Source organism: Komagataeibacter xylinus, assembly GCF_004302915.1.
Classification (GTDB): Bacteria; Pseudomonadota; Alphaproteobacteria; order Acetobacterales; family Acetobacteraceae; genus Komagataeibacter; species Komagataeibacter xylinus_C.
The window spans coordinates 80,061-98,704 of record NZ_QQBI01000005.1; the positions used below are offsets into that span (position 1 = coordinate 80,061).

General features: G+C 62.7%; 21 protein-coding genes and 2 tRNA genes. 14 read left to right on the plus strand and 9 right to left on the minus strand.

Annotation, left to right across the window (positions count from 1 at the left end; all coding sequences use genetic code 11):
* Positions 1-35: 35 nt before the first annotated feature.
* Positions 36-116: a pyrroloquinoline quinone precursor peptide PqqA gene (gene pqqA, locus DV027_RS05030; RefSeq protein WP_010508617.1), complete on the minus strand. Its 81-nt coding sequence runs from the start codon at positions 114-116 to the stop codon at positions 36-38.
* Positions 117-473: 357 nt separating this feature from the next.
* On the opposite strand from pqqA, the gene DV027_RS05035 reads away from it, so the two are divergent.
* Positions 474-1,676 carry an AI-2E family transporter gene (locus DV027_RS05035; RefSeq protein WP_130730892.1) on the plus strand — a complete coding sequence of 401 codons (1,203 nt, stop codon included), beginning with the start codon at positions 474-476 and terminating at the stop codon, positions 1,674-1,676.
* On the opposite strand, the gene DV027_RS05040 is transcribed toward DV027_RS05035, so the two are convergent.
* Positions 1,673-2,443, minus strand: coding sequence for a Crp/Fnr family transcriptional regulator (locus DV027_RS05040; RefSeq protein ID WP_130730825.1), 771 nt, complete (start codon positions 2,441-2,443; stop codon positions 1,673-1,675). The genes DV027_RS05035 and DV027_RS05040 overlap by 4 nt on opposite strands.
* A 209-nt stretch (positions 2,444-2,652) precedes the next feature.
* Here DV027_RS05040 and DV027_RS05045 point away from each other — a divergent pair, with 209 nt between their 5' ends.
* The 7 genes from DV027_RS05045 (at position 2,653) to DV027_RS05075 (ending at position 9,689) form a co-directional block, all read left to right on the plus strand.
* Positions 2,653-3,138, plus strand: coding sequence for a hypothetical protein (locus DV027_RS05045; RefSeq protein ID WP_242621733.1), 486 nt, complete (start codon positions 2,653-2,655; stop codon positions 3,136-3,138).
* Positions 3,139-3,259: 121 nt separating this feature from the next.
* Positions 3,260-4,060 (plus strand): OmpW/AlkL family protein, encoded by an 801-nt coding sequence (locus DV027_RS05050; RefSeq protein WP_130730826.1) that lies wholly within the window; start codon positions 3,260-3,262, stop codon positions 4,058-4,060.
* Between the two features lie 4 nt (positions 4,061-4,064).
* Positions 4,065-5,429, plus strand: a complete 1,365-nt coding sequence (gene hemN, locus DV027_RS05055; RefSeq protein ID WP_130730827.1) for an oxygen-independent coproporphyrinogen III oxidase — start codon at positions 4,065-4,067, stop codon at positions 5,427-5,429.
* 67 nt (positions 5,430-5,496) lie between these two features.
* A complete protein-coding gene (locus DV027_RS05060) occupies positions 5,497-6,138 on the plus strand; it encodes a 2OG-Fe(II) oxygenase family protein (protein WP_130730828.1) in 642 nt (213 codons plus the stop codon).
* A gap of 147 nt (positions 6,139-6,285) precedes the next feature.
* Positions 6,286-7,926, plus strand: a complete 1,641-nt coding sequence (locus DV027_RS05065; RefSeq protein ID WP_130730829.1) for an electron transfer flavoprotein-ubiquinone oxidoreductase — start codon at positions 6,286-6,288, stop codon at positions 7,924-7,926.
* Between the two features lie 72 nt (positions 7,927-7,998).
* Positions 7,999-8,748, plus strand: a complete 750-nt coding sequence (locus DV027_RS05070; RefSeq protein WP_130730830.1) for an electron transfer flavoprotein subunit beta/FixA family protein — start codon at positions 7,999-8,001, stop codon at positions 8,746-8,748.
* A gap of 2 nt (positions 8,749-8,750) precedes the next feature.
* Positions 8,751-9,689 carry an electron transfer flavoprotein subunit alpha/FixB family protein gene (locus DV027_RS05075; protein ID WP_130730831.1) on the plus strand — a complete coding sequence of 313 codons (939 nt, stop codon included), beginning with the start codon at positions 8,751-8,753 and terminating at the stop codon, positions 9,687-9,689.
* Positions 9,690-9,762: 73 nt separating this feature from the next.
* Here DV027_RS05075 and DV027_RS05080 read toward each other — a convergent pair whose 3' ends face one another.
* The gene (locus DV027_RS05080; protein ID WP_061275262.1) at positions 9,763-9,966 is read right to left on the minus strand and encodes a hypothetical protein; all 204 of its coding nucleotides are present in this window, start codon (positions 9,964-9,966) and stop codon (positions 9,763-9,765) included.
* A 210-nt stretch (positions 9,967-10,176) separates the two neighbouring features.
* Complete coding sequence (locus DV027_RS05085) at positions 10,177-10,812, minus strand: hypothetical protein (RefSeq protein WP_130730832.1); 636 nt, start codon at positions 10,810-10,812, stop codon at positions 10,177-10,179.
* A 564-nt stretch (positions 10,813-11,376) separates the two neighbouring features.
* On the opposite strand from DV027_RS05085, the gene DV027_RS05090 reads away from it, so the two are divergent.
* Entirely contained in the window at positions 11,377-12,810 is a 1,434-nt protein-coding gene (locus tag DV027_RS05090; protein WP_130730833.1) for an MATE family efflux transporter, read from the plus strand.
* A gap of 214 nt (positions 12,811-13,024) precedes the next feature.
* Here the strand turns inward: DV027_RS05090 and DV027_RS05095 are convergent.
* Together DV027_RS05095 and DV027_RS05100 are read right to left on the minus strand one after the other, a co-directional pair.
* Positions 13,025-13,100 (minus strand) — tRNA-Ala (locus tag DV027_RS05095).
* 97 nt (positions 13,101-13,197) lie between these two features.
* Entirely contained in the window at positions 13,198-13,842 is a 645-nt protein-coding gene (locus DV027_RS05100) for a Maf family protein (RefSeq protein WP_242621734.1), read from the minus strand.
* 407 nt (positions 13,843-14,249) lie between these two features.
* Between DV027_RS05100 and hemE the strand changes: the two genes are divergently transcribed.
* From hemE to hemJ, 3 genes are read left to right on the plus strand one after another with little or no spacing between them, the layout of a single operon-like run.
* Positions 14,250-15,311: a uroporphyrinogen decarboxylase gene (gene hemE, locus DV027_RS05105; RefSeq protein ID WP_130730835.1), complete on the plus strand. Its 1,062-nt coding sequence runs from the start codon at positions 14,250-14,252 to the stop codon at positions 15,309-15,311.
* Positions 15,312-15,314: 3 nt separating this feature from the next.
* Positions 15,315-16,028 (plus strand): HAD family hydrolase, encoded by a 714-nt coding sequence (locus DV027_RS05110; RefSeq protein ID WP_130730836.1) that lies wholly within the window; start codon positions 15,315-15,317, stop codon positions 16,026-16,028.
* On the plus strand, positions 16,021-16,470 hold the full coding sequence (hemJ, locus tag DV027_RS05115; RefSeq protein ID WP_130730837.1) for a protoporphyrinogen oxidase HemJ: 450 nt from the start codon (positions 16,021-16,023) through the stop codon (positions 16,468-16,470). The genes DV027_RS05110 and hemJ overlap by 8 nt, the downstream gene beginning before the upstream one ends.
* A gap of 30 nt (positions 16,471-16,500) precedes the next feature.
* On the opposite strand, the gene DV027_RS05120 is transcribed toward hemJ, so the two are convergent.
* Positions 16,501-16,938, minus strand: coding sequence for a YjjA family protein (locus tag DV027_RS05120; protein ID WP_130730838.1), 438 nt, complete (start codon positions 16,936-16,938; stop codon positions 16,501-16,503).
* Positions 16,939-17,028: 90 nt separating this feature from the next.
* Entirely contained in the window at positions 17,029-17,358 is a 330-nt protein-coding gene (locus DV027_RS05125; RefSeq protein WP_061276723.1) for a YggT family protein, read from the minus strand.
* 155 nt (positions 17,359-17,513) lie between these two features.
* On the opposite strand from DV027_RS05125, the gene DV027_RS05130 reads away from it, so the two are divergent.
* Positions 17,514-17,589 (plus strand) — tRNA-Ala (locus tag DV027_RS05130).
* A gap of 51 nt (positions 17,590-17,640) precedes the next feature.
* Here the strand turns inward: DV027_RS05130 and DV027_RS05135 are convergent.
* Positions 17,641-17,985 (minus strand): RidA family protein, encoded by a 345-nt coding sequence (locus tag DV027_RS05135; protein ID WP_242621735.1) that lies wholly within the window; start codon positions 17,983-17,985, stop codon positions 17,641-17,643.
* Positions 17,986-18,083: 98 nt separating this feature from the next.
* On the opposite strand from DV027_RS05135, the gene DV027_RS05140 reads away from it, so the two are divergent.
* Positions 18,084-18,527 carry an HPr kinase/phosphorylase gene (locus DV027_RS05140; protein WP_130730840.1) on the plus strand — a complete coding sequence of 148 codons (444 nt, stop codon included), beginning with the start codon at positions 18,084-18,086 and terminating at the stop codon, positions 18,525-18,527.
* Positions 18,528-18,644 lie beyond the last annotated feature (117 nt).

Below are 18,644 nucleotides of genomic sequence, written 5' to 3' on the forward strand. Positions count from 1 at the left end.
GCCGCCTGTGCGAGACAGGCGGCGATGTTTCCATCTTACTTCTTTTCGCCGCAGACGTAGCTGTTGATCTCGGCGCCCAGGGGGACTTCAACGATCTTGGGGGTATTCCAGGCCATGGGACTCTCCATCTGATTGTATGCGAAAGGCAGGAACCTTCGTCTAAGGTGTATTTGAGCCCGGTCTCCCGCCACTTTCAAGTCGTGTGTGGGGGCATATGGGGCCTGAAAATTCACGTTAGCGTGTACCATGCCGCCCCCTGCAATGGCTGCGTAGCGGGAATGTGCCAAAATCCTTGGTCCTGCCTGCCCGATACCGCCATAAGAAGCGGGTTGGCACGGAAACGCGGACGACAAGCCCCCCGGCCATACGGGCCAAGCCAGCACAAGCCAGGACCTGAACCGATGCCGCCCGAGACACCGCCACCGCCGCCACCATCCTACGAGCAGGTCCAGCAGCAGCGCGCCATCGAGGTCATGCGCCACAGCCGCATCGACACCCGCACGGCCTGCCTGCTGCTGCTCAGCGTGCTGGCGGTGTTCTATACGCTATATTTCGCCTCGGCCATCATCCTGCCCATGATCCTGGCGCTGGTGGTCAACCTCCTGCTGTCCTCGCCGCTGCGCTTCCTGCACACGCGGCTGCACCTGCCCAAGCCACTGGCGGCGCTGTGCCTGATCCTGTGCGTATTTGGCGTGGTGGGGGCGGTGGGCACCGCCATTTCCGTGCCCGCCACGGGCTGGCTGGAGCGCGCGCCCGATGCCATCAATACATTGCAGGAGCGCCTGGCCTTCCTGCGCGGGCCGTTCCAGCTCCTGACCGGGGCTTCGGACCGGATCCACAATTTCCTCACCATCGCAGGCGGCCATGCCGCCGCCAGCACAGAACAGCAGACGCCGGACGGGCATGTCATCATCGTCTCCACGCCCGCAGGCGGTGGCGGGGTGGCGGGGCTGGACCGCTTTTCCTCCTCCATCCTGCTGGGCACGCAGGCCTTCATGGGCCAGTTCTTCACCATGATCCTGATGCTGTTTTTCCTGCTCGCGCAGGGGGACAGCCTGCTCAGGCGCTTTGTCGAGATCATGCCCACCTTCGCCGACAAGCGCCGCACGGTGCAGATCGCCTATCAGATCGAGCGCAACGTGTCGGAATACCTGGCCACCATCACCATCATCAACAGCCTCGTGGGCATGGTGAACATGGTGCAGTGCTGGCTGCTGGGCATGCCCAACCCGCTGCTGTGGGGGGTTGTGGCGTTCCTGCTCAACTACATTCCCATCATCGGGCCGATGATGGGCATCATCATCTATTTCCTGGTGGGGCTGTTCGTCTATCCGTCGGTGTGGCAGGCGCTGCTGCCCCCGGCCATCTACCTGTGCATTCACCTGACGGAAGGCGAGACCATAACCCCCATGGTGCTGGCGCGGCGCTTTACGCTCAACCCGGTGCTGGTCATGGCGTCACTCATGTTCTGGGACTGGCTGTGGGGCATTTTCGGGGCGTTCCTGTCAGTGCCCCTGCTGGCAGTATTCAAGATCATCTGCGACCATGTGGAAATCCTGACCCCGCTGGGTCACATCGTCGGTGGCCCGGCCCATCCCGCGCCACAAAAACCGCTGTTTAGCGAAACGCCCGACAGCGCCACGCCGGATGAAGACCCCGACCGGCTGGAAGACTAGCTGTTGCCTGCGGCCAGCACCTCAAGCTTGGCCGTTGACACGATGGTAATGGCGTAGCCCTTGCCCACCTCGATCATGCCCTGCCCGCGCATCCAGCTCAGCGTGCGGCTGACGGTCTCGATGGTCAGGCCGAGATAGTCGGCAATGTCGCCACGGGTCATGGGCAGGTGCAGCCGGCCCCCCGATGGCGGTGGCTGGCCGGGCAGGAGGCCTGCCTGCATCTGGTCAAGCAGGAAGCTCGCCACGCGCTCGCGCGCGGTCTTGCGGCCAAGCAGGAGCATCTGGTTCTGGGCGGCCACGAGTTCGTTGGAGGCTTCCTCGAGCAGGCGGCGCTCGAGCTTGGGAAAATCATCGAGCAGTTCGCCCATCTTCTCACGCGAGAAGCGGCATACGCGCACCGTATCGATCGCCTCCGCGCCAAAGGCGTAGCTGTCCGACACGGCAAGGCCAAGGAAATGCCCCGGCGCCGCGAAACCGGTGATCTGGCGCCGCCCGTCGGGCAGGGCCTTGAACAGTTTCACGGTGCCCGATGTCACGTTGAAGAAGTCGGTTGCGGGCGCGCCTTCCTCGATGAAGCCGCGACCGGGGGAAACGATGGTCTCCACCGCGACCTCGGCCAGGCGCGAGATATCGGAAGGTTCAATCACGCTGCAGACGCTGGTGGGGCGAACGCTGCAATTGGTGCAGAAATCCGCCTGCACGCCACCCGACCCGATCACGATACGCCGTGGCCTCGATTCAAACTGACACGAAGGCATATCCGACATGATAATTTCCAATTCACTTTCAGGCGCCCGCGTTCCGGCGCCGAAGTAACCGGACATGCCCTGGCTCCCTAGAAATACAATAAATGCATTCGCCAAGAGCACCGACTATGGCTGATGGGTTGATGTAAATCAATGCGGTCAACCCGGAAATATAAGGTAAACACGACCGATCATAACAAAAAATTCTTAACCCGAGGAACTCCCGACGCGTGCAGGCCGTCCCCCCGCCCATGGTCAGACGACTGGACCCCGCCGATGTCCCGCTCCTCTATCCGCTTGTGCGCCTGTCCTTTCCACACCTGACGCTGCGCGAATGGATGCGGATCGGCCGCAGGCTGGCCCGCCCCGGCGCGCGGGCGCGGCAGGGCATCCTTGTCGCCCGCTATGGCGATGACAGGCCGCCCTGCGGCATGGCCACCTTCCGCCGGGGGTTTGACCTGTGTTCAGGCGATACCCTGACATCGGACTACATCATCACCCTGTCCTACACCCGCGCGCAGACCATTATCGACGCGCTGCTCCCGGCCATGGAGACACTGGCACGCGAGTGGGGATGTGACGCCATGCGCACCATTACCCACAGTAAACCCGTTGCAAAACCATACAGCCCGGTTCTGAAACTGTGTTCATCCGGCAACATTACCGAAAGAACAGTCAGGCTGGACCATAACACGCAAATAGTTCCGCGTGGTTGATTGATTCATATCAAGGCCGAGTGCTAGGTGGCCGTGATTTCTGCACACATCAAATGAACTTGAATATTCTTAATCCTCTCGCCTGCCTGCCAGCCGGGAAAGAAACTGGGGTCTGCTTACCATGAAGAACATCCGCAAACTCGCCCTGTCGGCAGTGCTCGGCGCCTCCGCGCTGGCACCGGTAGCAGGCCATGCACAGACGACGGCGCCCTCCACCTACGTCAATGCCCCGCTGGTGGCACCCGTCGCACCCGCACGGCCCAAGGGCCACTGCGGCATCTTCGAGACCTGTGCGTCGACCAAGATCGGCCTGGGCCGCGGCGACTTCATGATCCGTCTGTCCGCCGTGGGCGTGCTGCCCGAAGATCGTGACAGCAAGGTATGGGCGAACGGCGCGGCACTGACTGGTACCCGCGTCAAGACCACCAACCAGGTCATGCCGGAGCTGACGTTCGAATACTTCGTGACCGACAACATCTCGCTGGACCTGATCGCGACCAGCACCCGTCATGAAGTGCAGGCCAATGGCGGTGCCCTGTCCGGGCTGACCGGCGCCAGCAAGACCGATGTCGGCAGCGCCTGGGTTCTGCCCCCCACGGTCACGGTGGCCTGGCATTTCCGCCCCCACAAGCGCCTGAACCCGTATGTGGGCATTGGTGGCACCTTCATGTGGTTCCACAACATGAATGCCAGCGGTGCATTGGGTCTGAGCAAGCTGAACTCCGGCTTTACCGGTGGCCCGTCCATCAATGCCGGTGTGGATTACCAGCTGGTTGGCAACTGGTTCTTCAACTTCGACGTGAAGCAGATGTTCGTGCGCATGCACGCCTGGGCTGAAAACAGCGACGAAAGCCTGAAGGTCAAGGCCCACGACTCTCTGGACCCGACCGTCATTTCCGCCGGTATCGCCTACCGGTTCTAATGGCATGAACGCGGCGGACAGCACCCTGCTTTCGCGCTACGGGGGCAACCTGCCGCGTTATACCAGCTACCCCACCGCAGCCCAGTTCACGGATGCGGTGGGTCCGGATGACAGCCGCAACTGGCTGTCCTCCCTCCCGGCGGACCAGCCGGTCTCCCTTTACCTGCATGTTCCCTTCTGTGACACGCTATGCCGGTTCTGCGGGTGCAATACCGCCGTGCTGCGCAATGCGGATGCGCGGGCTGCCTATGCCGCCCTGCTGCATGAGGAACTGCGCCGCATCATTGCCCTGATCGGCCCCGGCCGCCGTGTAACCCACCTGCAATGGGGTGGCGGCACGCCCACCACGCTCCCGGCCAGTGCAATGCGCCGCGTGATGGAAGCCATCCGCCGCGACTTTGACATCGCCCCCGATGCGGAAATCAGCATCGAGGTCGATCCCCGCCATCTCCCCCCCGAATACCCGGCCCTGCTGCATGAACTCGGCTTCAACCGCGCCAGCATGGGCGTGCAGGATCTTGATGCCAGCGTGCAGCAGGCCTGTGGCCGCATCCAGAGCTGGGAGCAGACGCGTGACTGCCTCGAGGCGCTGCGCGGCGCGGGTGTCGCCTCCATCAACATCGACCTGATCTATGGCCTGCCCCGGCAGGATACCGAGGGCGTGGCCCGCACGGCGCAGGCCGTGGCCAGCCTCAGGCCCGACCGGCTGGCCGTGTTCGGCTACGCCCATGTGCCGTGGAAGCAGAAGCGCCAGGCCCTCATGCCCGTGGGCGAGCTGCCGGGCGCACAGGAGCGTATCAGCCAGCGCGCGGCGATGGACACCGTGCTGCGCGCGGCCGGTTTCCTGCCCGTGGGGCTGGACCATTACGTCAGCCCCGATGACAGCATGGCCCATGCCCTGCAGGCGGGCAGGCTGCACCGCAATTTCCAGGGCTATACCACTGACAGCGCGCCGGTGCTGATCGGCATCGGGGCCTCGGCCATCTCCTCGCTGCCCGGCGGCATGACGCAGAACGCCGTCTCGGCCGCAGCCTATGCCCGCCTCATGGCCCGCCCCGACAGCCTGCCCGTGGCGCGTGGCGTGCGCCTGCACGAAGATGACCGGGCCCGTGCCGACATTATTGAACAGCTCATGTGCGCCATGCAGGTCGATCTTGGAGCACTTTGTGCCCGCCACGGCCTGCCCGCCAGTCATTTCGACTCCGAACGTGACCGCCTTGCGCCAATGGTGGCTGACGGACTGCTCACCCTCACGGGCCGGACGGTGCATCTGACCGAAAAGGGGCGGCCTTTCGTGCGGCACGTCGCCGCAATCTTTGACCGTTATCTCACGGCCCAGAGCCGCACCCGCCACGCCAGCGCCCTCTAGCGCCGCCTGGCGTTTTTCGGGGGAGCTCCCCGGCACGGCCCAAACCCAAAGCCAGCAGCAGACCTTCATGCAAACCAACTGCGTCACCGCCGCCCTTGCCGCAAGCCCGGTCCTGCCGTGGCCCTATCCCCACTGGCAACTGCATGACGTGCTGCCCGCCTCCATTGCCGCCGCCCTGGTGCAGTGGGTGCCCGGTGCGCGGTTCATCGGCGGCGACAGCGGTGGCCAGCGCGCGGGCCGCAACGGGCACCGGCTGTTCGTAACCCCGGCCCAGCGCGCGGCCCACCCCGCACTCGACCAGCTTGCCTGCCTGTTCGATGATGCCGCCACGCGTGCGGACTTCACCCGCCAGTGCAATGCCCGGCTGGACGATGCCGCCCTGCGCCTTGAACTGTGCCTCGATACCGATGGCTTCTGGCTTGAGCCACATACCGATATCGGCGCCAAGCGGCTGACGCTTCTGGTCTCGCTCTCCATGGGCGCCGAGGCGATGGACTGGGGCACCGATATCATGACAGCGGAGGGCACGCCGGTGGCGCGTGCCTCGGGGGTATTCAATTCCGGGCTGCTGTTCATTCCGTCCGCGCAATCATGGCATGGCTTCGTGCGCAGGCCACTGCACGGCGTGCGGCGCACGCTGATCGTCAATTACGTCAGCCCCGAATGGCGGGCGACAGAGGAACTGGCCCACAGGCCACACTCCGCCTGAATACGGCCCGCCATGCGGCTGGACGCAACAGAATGCGCGCGCAAGGCTTTATTCGCGCATCAATCGGTTCTAGGAAACACACACTATACAGGTGTAACCCCTTTCATCCCATGTCATCCGGTCATGACGCAAGAGGACAACAGAGGTATGAGCGAGACCCCGCGCGAGACTATGGAATTCGATGTCGTCATTGTTGGTGGCGGCCCGTCTGGCCTGGCCGCGGCCATCCGGCTGCGCCAGGTTGCCCCTGATGCCACCGTGTGCCTGATTGAAAAAGGCAGCGAGATTGGCGCCCATATCCTGTCCGGCGCGGTGATCGAGCCACGCGCGCTGGCGGAACTCCTGCCGCACTGGCACGAGGAAGGCGCACCGCTGAACACCCCCGTGACAGAGGAGCAGATGCTCTACCTGACACGCGACAGCGGGCTTGAAATCCCGTTTCTTGACCGCGTGATGCCGCACATGCGCAACCACGGCAACTACATCGTGAGCCTTGGCGACCTGTGCCGCTGGCTGGCGGGCCGCGCGGAAGAACTTGGCGTGGAGATCTATCCCGGATTTGCGGGTGCGGAAGTGCTGGTTGATGACAGCGGGCGCGTGGCCGGTGTCGCCACGGGCGACATGGGCGTGGGCCGCGACGGGGAGCCCACCGGCAATTACGCGCCGGGCATGGAACTGCGCGCGAAATACACCCTGTTTGCCGAAGGCTGCCGTGGCTCGCTGACCAAGCAGGTCATGGCGATGTACAACCTGCGCCAGGGCGTGGACCCGCAGACCTACGGGCTGGGCATCAAGGAACTGTGGGAAATTCCCAAGGAGATGCATCGCCCCGGCCTGATCCAGCACAGCTTTGGCTGGCCGCTTGATGACCGGACCTATGGCGGGGCGTGGATGTACCATTTTGGCGACAACCTCGTCTCCTACGGCTTCGTGGTGGGGCTGGACTACCCCAACACATGGCTCTCGCCGTTTGACGAGATGCAGCGCGTGAAGCTGCACCCGTCCTTCCGCCCGTATTTCGAGGGTGGGCGGCGCATCGCCTATGGCGCGCGCGCGCTGTCGGAAGGGGGGATCCAGTCCATCCCGCGCCTGACCTTCCCCGGGGGGGCGCTGATTGGCGATACGGCGGGCTTCCTCAACGTGCCCAAGATCAAGGGCACGCACACGGCCATGAAGTCGGGCATGCTGGCCGCCGAGGCGGTGGGCGAGGCGCTGGCCACCAGCCGCGTTGAACCGGGCTCCTATACCCGCCGCATCAAGGATTCCTGGCTGTGGGATGAACTGCGCACGGTGCGCAACATCCGCCCCGCCTTCGCCAAATTCGGCATGAAGGGCGGCGCGCTGTACGCGGGCATCGACGCCATGCTGCTGCGTGGCCGCGCGCCATGGACGCTGCACACCCGCCACGCCGATAACGAAGTGCTGGAACCGGCCTCGATCTCGCCAAAAATCGACTACCCCAAGCCCGACGGCAAGATCACCTTCGACCGCCTCTCCTCGGTGTTCCTGTCGGCCACCAACCATGAGGAGGACCAGCCCGTCCACCTCAAGGTGCGCAACATGTCGCTGTGGAAGACGGTGAACTGGGATGTGTTCCGCGCGCCCGAAAGCCGCTACTGCCCGGCGGGCGTGTATGAAGTGGCCGATGAGGCGACCGACCCGCACCTGCAGATCAACGCGCAGAACTGCGTGCACTGCAAGACATGCGACATCAAGGACCCGGCGCAGAACATCGACTGGGCCACGCCGGAGGGGGCGGGCGGCCCGAACTATCCGGGCGGGATGTAATTGCCCGGCGGGTACGGTAATGTATCCGCCACACCGATTGCCCTTATCCGAAGACAGACAGGCAAATATGCAATGAAGGTTCTTGTACCCGTTAAGCGCGTGATTGACTACAATATCAAACCCCGCGTGAAGGCCGACGGTTCCGGCGTGGAGACCGCTGGCGTCAAGATGTCCATGAATCCGTTTGACGAGATCGCGGTCGAGGAAGCCGTGCGCCTGAAGGAAAAAGGCGTGGTGAGCGAGATCATCGCCGTCTCCATTGGCGAGGCCAAGGCGCAGGACACGCTGCGCACCGCCATGGCCATGGGCGCTGACCGCTCCATCCTGGTCGAGACCGATGTGGTGACCGAGCCGCTGGCCGTGGCCAAGGTGCTCAAGGCGCTGGTGGAAAAGGAAAAGCCGGAGCTCATCATCCTGGGCAAGCAGGCCATTGATGATGACATGAACGCCACCGGCCAGATGCTGGCCGGCCTGCTCGACCGCCCGCAGGCCACCTTCGCCTCGAAGGTGGAAGTGGCTGACGGCGCGGTGACGGTGACACGCGAGATCGATGGGGGATCGCAGACCGTGAAGCTGGCGCTGCCCGCCATCATCACCGCCGACCTGCGCCTCAACGAGCCGCGCTACGCCTCGCTGCCCAACATCATGAAGGCACGCAAGAAGCCGATGGAAAAGATCACGCCCGCCGACCTGGGCGTGGACATGACCCCGCGCCTGAGCGTGATCTCGGTGTCAGAACCGGCCGAGCGCAAGGCGGGCGTAAAGCTCGACTCGGCAGCCGAACTGGTTTCGCGCCTGCGTAACGAAGCAAAGGTGATCTGATCATGACCGTTCTCGTTTACCTCGATCATGAAGGCGGCGTGATCCGCCAGGCTTCGCGCTCCGCCATCACGGCTGCCACAAGGCTCGGTGATGTCGATGTGCTGGTCACCGGCCCCGATGCCGCAGCAGCAGCCAAGTCGGCTGCCGCCATTCCCGGCGTGAAGAAGGTGTTTGCCGTAACCGACACCACGGGCAACAGCGAACTGGCCGAGCCGGTAGCCGCCCTGCTGGCACAGCTTGCGGGCGGTTACACGCACATCCTGGCTGCGTCTTCCGCCACGGCCAAGAACGTGCTGCCGCGTGCGGCGGCCCTGCTCGATGTGCAGCCGATCCCCGATATCGTCGCCATCAACGATGCCGAAACCTTCGTGCGCCCCATCTATGCGGGCAGCGCGCTGGCGACCGTGAAGTCGGCTGATGCGAAAAAGGTGATCACGGTGCGCGCATCCGCCTTCGATCCCGCCCCGGCGGAAGGTGGCAGCGCCACCATCGAGGAGATCGCCCTGCCCGCAGGCCCGGGTGGCTCCACCTTTGTCGCCACCGAGCTCTCGAAATCCGAGCGGCCGGAACTGGAATCCGCCCGCGTGGTGGTTTCGGGTGGTAACGGCATGCTCAATGAAGAGAACTTCAAGCTGCTCGAGCCGCTGGCCGACCGGCTGGGCGCCGCCATTGGCGCCTCCCGCGCGGCAGTGGACAAGGGCTTTGTCTCGAACGAGTACCAGGTGGGCCAGACCGGCAAGATCGTGGCGCCGGAACTGTATATCGCCATGGGCATTTCCGGGCAGATCCAGCATCTGGCCGGCATGAAGGACAGCAAGGTCATTGTTGCCATCAACAAGGACCCGGAGGCCCCGATCTTCCAGGTGGCGGATTACGGGATCGTGGGCGACCTGTTCACCATCCTGCCGCAGCTTGAGGCGGAACTCGACAAGGCAGGCTGATCCCCTGCGGGTAAATCACAACACAAAAGGGGTGCCGGGCGGTTGTCCGGCACCCCTTTTTTGTCATGCAGGCCTATTCATTTTCCAGCACGGCATGGGCGCGGGCGACCACCGTGTCATATTCCTGCTGGCTCAGGTCGCCCCGGTGCAGCATCTCGCTTGCCCGGGCCAGCGCATCACGCGCATGGGTCACGTCAGGTATGGGGTAGCGTCGGCCCGGCAGGGCAAAGGCTGAATCGGGCAGGGCATCGCGTTCGGCCGCCGTCAGTCTGGACATCGGTATTCCTCCCTTAATGCAGGGGTTCCTGCCACGGGCGGGAACCGGCTTTAGCGTAATGGAGGCGCCCCATTCGCGACCAGCGGTAAAAGCGCTGGTCTCCCGTGCTGCCATCACCCCTTGCCCCGATCATTGATGAAAAATGATAAAAGTTTCTGCGTGCCGCCTTTTTGAAAAAAGCTGCACCAGAAACTTCTTGTAGCAGAAAACTTACAGATCCTGCTCGACCTCATGGGCCACGTGATGCCGCCCGTCAGGCGCAAGGCCACCGGGCAGGGGCTGCGCGGTCTCCACGGGGTGCATCTGCGCGCGCAGGGTCGGCATGGCTTCGATGCAATAAAAACCAAAAAGCACAACGCAGGACATCATGCCACAATACACGCTCAGCAGCAGCCTGTGCCTGACGGGCATGAGATAGGCGGCTGTCATGCACAGCATTTCCAGCACCTCGAGGCCAAGATGGGTCGCATTGCTGTAACCCCATTGCCAGTAGGTCAACACCCCCTGCAGGCCCATGGCAACGATGAAAAACACCCCATTTTTCTGCCATGCCTGCAGCCGGGACAGGCGCCCGATCAGCCAGTACGGCAGGCTCATGCATGCGGCATTGCCCACAAGATTGACCAGCACCACGGCGATAATCCCTATAAGCAACACAAGGACCATGAACCCCTCGGCCCCAAGGATGCCCGACAGGTGGTGCAGGGTATGCTGCATCTGCGGGCTGCCGAAGGCTTTGATAAAGGGGTTTTCCGGCTCAAGCAGCACATCCACCGCGCCAGACAGCATGCCCATGCCGCCAGCCAGCAGGTAGGGGTGTTTTTGCAGCAAGGACAGTCTGTTCATGGGGGGCGGCACTCTGACAGATCGGGTTACACGGCAGCCAAGGCTGCGATTTTTTAAATAGACTGGTACAGTCCAATTTGTAACCCGGCTTGACGCCTCCCATCGTGGCACCAGCGCAGCCTGCAACCATTGCGGCCTGCAGGACATTATACGAGAAGGGCAGGGAACAAAAAAAGACAGGGCCTCCCATAGGGCGACCCTGTCAGTGGAACGTCGATACCGGAGGGTAACACGTCCAGCCCGGTATCATGACCGGATTTTATTGGTTTTTATGGAAGCCAGCGGCTTCGTGTAACCCCTTATGCCATTCTCCTATTTAAACGTCAACAATAAATATAAATAAAAATTCGATTTTACTTTTTTTGCACTGCACAATCGATATGGTTATTTTGCACTGCACAATCAAATTTTATTATATACAGCAATAACACGGTCATTTTCTCCCCGGCAGCCAGGACAGGCCGGGCGGGGGGTCTTGTGCCCGGTTTCAATGCCCCGCATCATGGGGCGTGACCATGGCGGCACCGGCCAGGCCGCCCCCACTGCAGCAGACAGGACACCCGAATGGGGGGACAACCCGCGACCCGACCCAAAGCCGCATTCTGCACAGGCAGCATTGTCCGCCATGTGGTGGTCATGGCCGGTACGGGTGCCATTGGCCTGATGGCGGTGTTCCTGGTTGACCTGCTGAACCTTTTCTACATTTCATGGCTTGGTGACCCCGCGCTGACGGCGGCCATCGGCTTTTCCGGCGTGATCAGCTTCGTGCAGATCGCGGTTTCCATCGGGCTGTCGATTGGCATCGGCGCCATTACCGGCAGGCTGATCGGCGCGGGCAAGATGGAGCAGGCGCAGCGGGTCGCGTCATCGTTCGGCATTGTCATGCTCGCCTTCTGCCTGCTCATCGGGGTGTTCACCGCATGGCTCGCACCGCTGCTGCTGGCCCTGCTCGGGGCACAGGGGAATGCGGCACGGCAGGCGGCCACGTTCCTGCGCATCATCTCGCCCGGCCTGCCGCTGATCGCAGCGGGCATGGGGTGCTCGGGCCTGCTGCGCGCCATCGGGGCCGCACGCATTTCCATGAACGTGACACTGATCGGCGCCATGATCTCGGCCATCGCCGACCCCGTGCTGATCTTGATCCTCGGGCTGGGGCTGAAGGGGGCGGCGATCAGCACCATTCTCTCGCGCGGGATCGTGGCGCTGATGGGCTTTCGCTGCGCGCGCCGTCATGGCCTGCTGGCCTGGCCCGTGCGCACCCATGTCGTGGCGGACACAAGGCTGGTTGGTCAGGTGGCCATGCCCGCCATCCTGACCAACCTGGCAACGCCGGTGGGCAGCGTGTTCGTAACGCATGCCATGGCGGGGTTCGGGCTGGCGGCAGTGGCAGGGCAGGCGACCATCGAGCGGATCGTGCCGGTGGCCTTCGCCTTTGTGTTTGCCCTGACGGGATCGGTAGGACCGATCATGTCGCAGAACCTTGGCGCAGGTAAACTCGAGCGCGTGCGGGCAACACTCGTGGCCTCGCTGTGGCTGGTGGCAGGCTGCGTGGCGCTCACATGGGTCATCCTGTTCCTGACCCAGGACCTGGTGGTGCGGGTGTTTTCAGCGCAGGGCACGGCGGCGATGCTGATCCACCTGTTCTGTAACTGGACCATTGCGGGCTACGTGTTCATCGGCATGCTGTTCGTGGCGAATTCCGCCTTCAACAATCTGGGCCACCCGCTGTATTCCACGCTGTTCAACTGGGGGCGGGCGACACTGGGCACCATTCCGTTCGTGTGGATTGGCATGCGTTACGGGCCGGGCGGCGTGCAGGTGGGGCAGGTGCTGGGCAGCGTGCTGTTTGGCTCCTGCGCGGTGCTTACCGCCTTTTCCGTGGTGCGGCGCCTGCACCCGGGCGACCAGGCCACGCAGCAGGCCATGCCGGTCATTCCCCCGCCCCAGACCGGCGAAGCGGGCCTGATCGAACTCGACGAACTCGACCACTCGGCCTGATCAAAGCGCGATGCCGCATGGCATGAAAATAACCATTTGATATAAAATGATAAAATTTTTTAGCGCTGCCTTTTTTTCCAAAAGGCGGCATTCTTGGAAGCTTTTTGAGAAAAGCTTCACCCAAAACTTTTTCTGGATTCCAGAACGCATAATGCCCTCATGCAGCACATGAAGGCCTTAACGAGAAAGGGTGGGGGTACCAGATCAAGGAATCTGGTGGAGCCAAGGGGAGTCGAACCCCTGACCTCCTGAATGCCATTCAGGCGCTCTCCCAACTGAGCTATGGCCCCACTGTTCCGACGGTGCAGGCCATCTTCATGGCCACCGTGGTCCGGTGACGGGGGTATAACCGCAAGCGCAGACCGATGCAACCCCCCTTGAACCGATTCAGGGCAAGATAATGCCATGCGTGCGCAGGGCGGCGAGAAGGGGCAGCAACGGCAGGCCCATGATGGCCGACTGTTCCCCCTCGATGCGGGAGAAAAGCTGGATTCCACGCCCTTCAAGCCGATAGCACCCCACGCAGGACAGAATCGCCTCGCCCTCGGTGGCCAGATACCATTCAAGAAAGGACTCGCTGAAGGCACGCATATGCAGCACCGGGCAGCTGACATGGTGCCAGAGCTCGCGGCCATCGTGCAGCAGGCTCACCGCCGTATGCAGCACATGCGCGCGGCCGCGCAGGTGCCGCAACTGCGCGCGGGCCGTGCCGCGGTCAGCAGGCTTGTCGAACCATTCCTCCCCGCACGACAGGATCTGGTCCGCGCCGATCACCACCGTGCCGGGTGCAACCTTGACCGCGCGGGCCTTGGCGCGCGCCAGCGCAAGGGCTGCCGCGCTGGCGTCGTGCCCAGCAGTACGCATGGCCGCGCGAATGGCGTGTTCATCCACATCCGCCGCCATGAACCCGGCCGCAAGCCCCGCCGATTCCACCAATGCGCGCCGCGCGCTGGAGCCGCTGGCCAGTACTATCGGTGGCGACTCCACCTGTAATGGGGCGGGCTTTAGTACTAAACTGGAGTCGTCTGGCATCGCGCTCTCCGTACTGCGGAAGTGAAACATTTAATTCGGGGCTCTGGAGTACTGGGGTACATGGGGACAGTACTCCAAACAATTCTGTGCCGTACCGAGTACCGTGGACAACGTGTACCCGCCCCATTTCGGTGAGTTGTACACAGCCTTATGTCGGTACATCCGGGATAACTTTCCGACTCCGTGGGAATCCTTGGAGTCGGAAACGGTACACACTGTGGGGAAAACGGGGTACATTTTCGGAAACATGGGTACCCCGTGATCCACAGCACTAAAAGCACATCAACAAATTTCTTTCTCTTTTCTTTTATTGTTTTGAAAGGGGCGCGCGCGGTGCGTCCTGCCCGCTATCCGTCGGCTCGAAAGTACGAGATAGTCCGGCCACAACGAAACAGAACGACGGATCGATGACAGATACACGCAAACCCCTGCTCGCCACCCTGATGGGAGAGGCGACCTGGCCCCCTCCGGTATGGCTGATGCGGCAGGCGGGCCGGTTCCTGCCGGAATTCCGGGCCCTGCGTGAAAAGGCTGATTTCATAACACGCTGCATGACCCCCGACATGGCGGTCGAGATCACACTCCAGCCCATCCGCCGTTTCGGCATGGATGGGGCCATCCTGTTTTCCGATATCCTGATCCTGCCCTGGGCCATGGGGCAGTCGCTGGAATTTGTGCAAGGCCGTGGCCCCGTCCTGGGTGCCGTGCGCTCGCAGGCCGATCTCGACCGGCTTGACCCGGGCAGGGTGGCGCAGGCGGTCGAACCGGTCATGCAGGCACTGCGCAGGCTGCGGGCCATTGTCGATGGTCCGGAGGCGATTGGCCCTGCACGACCGGGGCAGGTGACACTGATCGGCTTCGCGGGCGCACCGTTTACGGTGGCGTGCTACATGGTGGAAGGCCATGGCTCGCGTGAGTTCGAGGAAACCCGCAAGCTTGCCTATACCGATCCCGCGTTCTTTGACCGGCTGATCGACCTGCTCACCACCTCAACGGCGGATATGCTGTGCGCCCAGATCGAGGCCGGGGCCGAAGCGGTCATGCTGTTCGACAGCTGGTCGGGCCTGCTGCCGCCCTCGCAGTTCCGCAAGCATGTGATTGAACCGGCAAAGCGCATCACCGCCATCATCAATGCCCGCCACCCTGGCGTGCCGGTCATTGGCTTCCCCCGCCTGGCGGGGCTGATGGCGATTGAATATGGCCGTGAAACCGGCGTGAACGCGATGGCGCTCGATACCGGGGCGGACATGAAGGCCGTGGCCGACAGGGTGCCCGGCACACTGGTGCTGCAGGGCAATCTCGACCCGATCCGCGTCCTCGCTGGCGGCGAAGGCATGCGCACCGAGGCGCGGGCCATCCGCGATGCCATGAAGGGCCGCCCGCATGTGTTCAACCTTGGCCACGGTGTTATTCCCACCACGCCACCCGAGCATGTGGGCGACCTGATCAAGACCATCAGGGAGGTCTGAGCCATGCTGCCCTCCGCCCTGCGTCCTGATGGCGCGCTCAGGCTGGTCATTTTTGATTGTGATGGCGTGCTGATCGATAGCGAAGGCCCGTCATGCCGCATGATCGCCCGCACCCTGCGCGATTATGGCCCCGAGATCAGCGATGAAGAGGCCGTGCACCGCTTTGCAGGCCACGCCCTGACCGCGCTCAAGCACGAGATCGAGGATGCGGAGGGCATCAGCCTGCCTGCTGACTGGCCCGCCCGGATGCAGCGCAACCTCGTCACCCTCATGCGCGATGAGGCGGAAACCATCGAGGGCGCGCCCGCCATGCTGCGTGGCGTGACAAAGCTGGGGCTGCCCTACCGTATTGGCTCCAACTCATCGGTAGAGGAAATGGAGGCCAAATTCGGCCGCACCGGGCTCGATGCACTGATTGCGCCGGCCAACATCCATTCCGCGCGCGACATGGGCCAGCCCAAGCCGGACCCGGCGGTCTATCTGGCGGCGGCAAAGGCGCAGGGCGTGCCGCCGGAATGCTGCATCGTTCTGGAAGATACCGATACCGGCGCCCGTGCGGCCCAGGCTGCCGGCATGGGCTGCGTGCTGCTGCGCGCGCCCGACCTGCCTGCGCCCGCATGGCCGGGACTGCTGCGGATCGCGCATCTGGATGAATTCGTGCCGCTGCTCGGCCGCATCCTGGCCAGCCAGAAGCAGGCGGGCCGCGTGAATGGGTAGCTTCCTCATTCCCTTCATGCTGTGGCTCAAGGCGTTCCACATCATGTCATTCATTGCGTGGATGGCGGGGCTGTTCTACCTGCCGCGCCTGTTTGTCTATCACTGCCAGGTGGTGGCCGGCTCACCGGAATCAGCGCGCTTCAAGGTGATGGAATACAAACTGCTGCGCTTCATCATGGCGCCTGCCATGATCAGCACGTTCGTGTTTGGCGGGCTGCTGGCCGCCATACCGGGGCTGATCGACTGGCATTCCGGGTGGTGGGTGGTCAAGCTGGCCTGCGTGCTCGCCATGGCGGGCTTTCAGGGGGCGTGCGGGCGGTGGCGGCGTGACTTCGCCCATGACCGCAATACGCGGCCCGAACGCTTCTATCGCATGGCCAATGAAGTGCCGACCGTGCTGATGATGGTCATCGTCATCATGGTGGTGGTCCGCCCGTTCTGAACCGGTCGGGCGGACCCTGTCAGTCGTGGATCAGAGCAGCGACTTGCCCTGCTTGAGCACGGCGTTGCAGACCTTGGTGGTCACTTTCTGCTTGAGGTTGCCCTTCAGCGAGGCCAGCGAGAAGGTGTTGCCGTTGCCGGTATCCAGAATGCCGTTCTGGCCGTTGGAATACTGGCTGCCCGAGGTATCAAGCCCGGCCTTCTGCTTGAGCGAGGACAACAGGGTGGAGGGGCTGTTGCCCTGCAGGTAGTTGTTCTGCACGCAGTAGCCCAGCAGGCCCGTGACATTGGAAGGGGCCAGCGAGGACACGGAAGGCACGCTCATGCCACTGCCCGACAGCAGGCTCGATGCGTCGCCGCCCAGGCCACCAAGCCCGCCAAAGCCTTCTGCATGCGCAGGCGCGGTGTAAAGAGCAGCTGCTACGGGCAGGGCGGCAAGAAGTGCCAGGAAACGGTTTGATTTTTTCATGTGAAGAACAACTCCTAAAAATGCAGTACGGGGAAAATCAGGCCCGTAAGGCTGTTATATCCCCGTGGGATAGGCCGGGAATAGACCACTTTACCTTAATGTTGTTATAATCATGTTCTCGATAAGACCCAGAATAGGCATGCCTAAATACTGGATCAGCAAGATTAACACGAGCGGGCTGAAATCCATGTTGCCAAAATTAGGCAGCACGCTGCGGATGGGGCGCAGCACCGGTTCGGTCATGCGATACAGGAAATTGCCGATTTTCCATACGATCGGGTTGCGCTGGTCGAGAATGCCGAATGCCAGCAGGAAGCTGAACAGGCAGGAGACCAGCACCACATAGGTGTAAAGCTGTATCAGTTCAGCCAACAGTTCAAACAGCTTGAAAACAACGTGGATCAACGTGCCAACTTTCACAGGAGCTTTAACAGAGAGCGTGGCGCAGAATCTAATGTTAGCTGTTAACGTATACAACCACCCTCAACTGCCGGTTACGGCTAAAAAGGGGGGACAATCAGAAAAAAGAGTCTTGACTTGCGCCGGTTGCAGGTTATCTATCGCGCGAGGATTGTGGGGCTGTAGCTCAGATGGGAGAGCGCCTCGTTCGCAATGAGGAGGTCAGGGGTTCGATTCCCCTCAGCTCCACCACGATCCCCCTCTTTCATGAAAATGACGGCACGCCCTTCGGGCCGGTGCCTTTCAGCCTTCCGTGTCGCCCGGCGCGGTTGCGGCCACCAGTTCGATCTCGGCAAGCTGGCCCGGCTGTTCAAACGCCTTGACCAGCCGCAGCGTGGTGGCCGGGCAGGTGCGGCCAAACAGGTCATTGAGGAGCGGGAAACAGGCGGCAAATCCTGCCGTGTCGTGCAGCATGAAGATGATGCGCGTGACGTTCTCCGCCCCCAGGCCCTGGCTGGCCAGCTGGTCCATGCCTGTCATGAGCGCCTGTCGGATCTGGCCGAACAGTTCAGGGGAGAAGTCACCGGTCTGTGCGTTGATCCCGGTCAGGTGCCGGAGGTGAAGTTCAGGCTGCGGGCGCAACGACATGTTTTCTTCCATCTGTAAAAGAATCATGAAGTCGCCATGTTTTGTCCATAAAAATTTTTCCTTTCCCGAAACAACGCCCTGTCCGGTAAAGCACGGTCATGAATGCGCCGCTCCACATCCATGCCTCCTGTGCCGCGCGCGGTGCGCAGGGCATTCTGCTCATGGGGCCATCGGGGGCGGGCAAGTCGGACCTGCTGCTGCGCCTGATCGATGCGGGCTATGCCCTCGTGGCCGATGACCAGGTCTGCCTGCGCGCCGGGTGGGCCAGCCCGCCCGCTGCCCTTGCGGGGTTGCTTGAGGTACGCGGCATCGGCATCATCCGCATGGCGTGGCAGGAGCGGGTGCGGGTGGCAGCCCTTGCAAGGCTGGTGACGCCGCCCGATCATGCCCCCCGCCTGCCACCGGCCCCCGAACCCGATGCGCTGACCGGCGTGCCCGCGTTCCGCCTCGACCCGGCCCGGCCCTCGGCCGTGGCGCGCGTGGGGCTGATCCTTGACTGTGTTGCCGGACGCAGCCAATTGCTGGATGAAAGACAGATGTGATGCGGCTGCCACTTTCCATGATTGCCCTTTCGGGGGAGAATGGGTTCAGGAAAAGGTTTCGATCCCGCCATGATACAGCGATCTGTCATCCGGCAAATGGCTGAGAGAAGTCAGGGT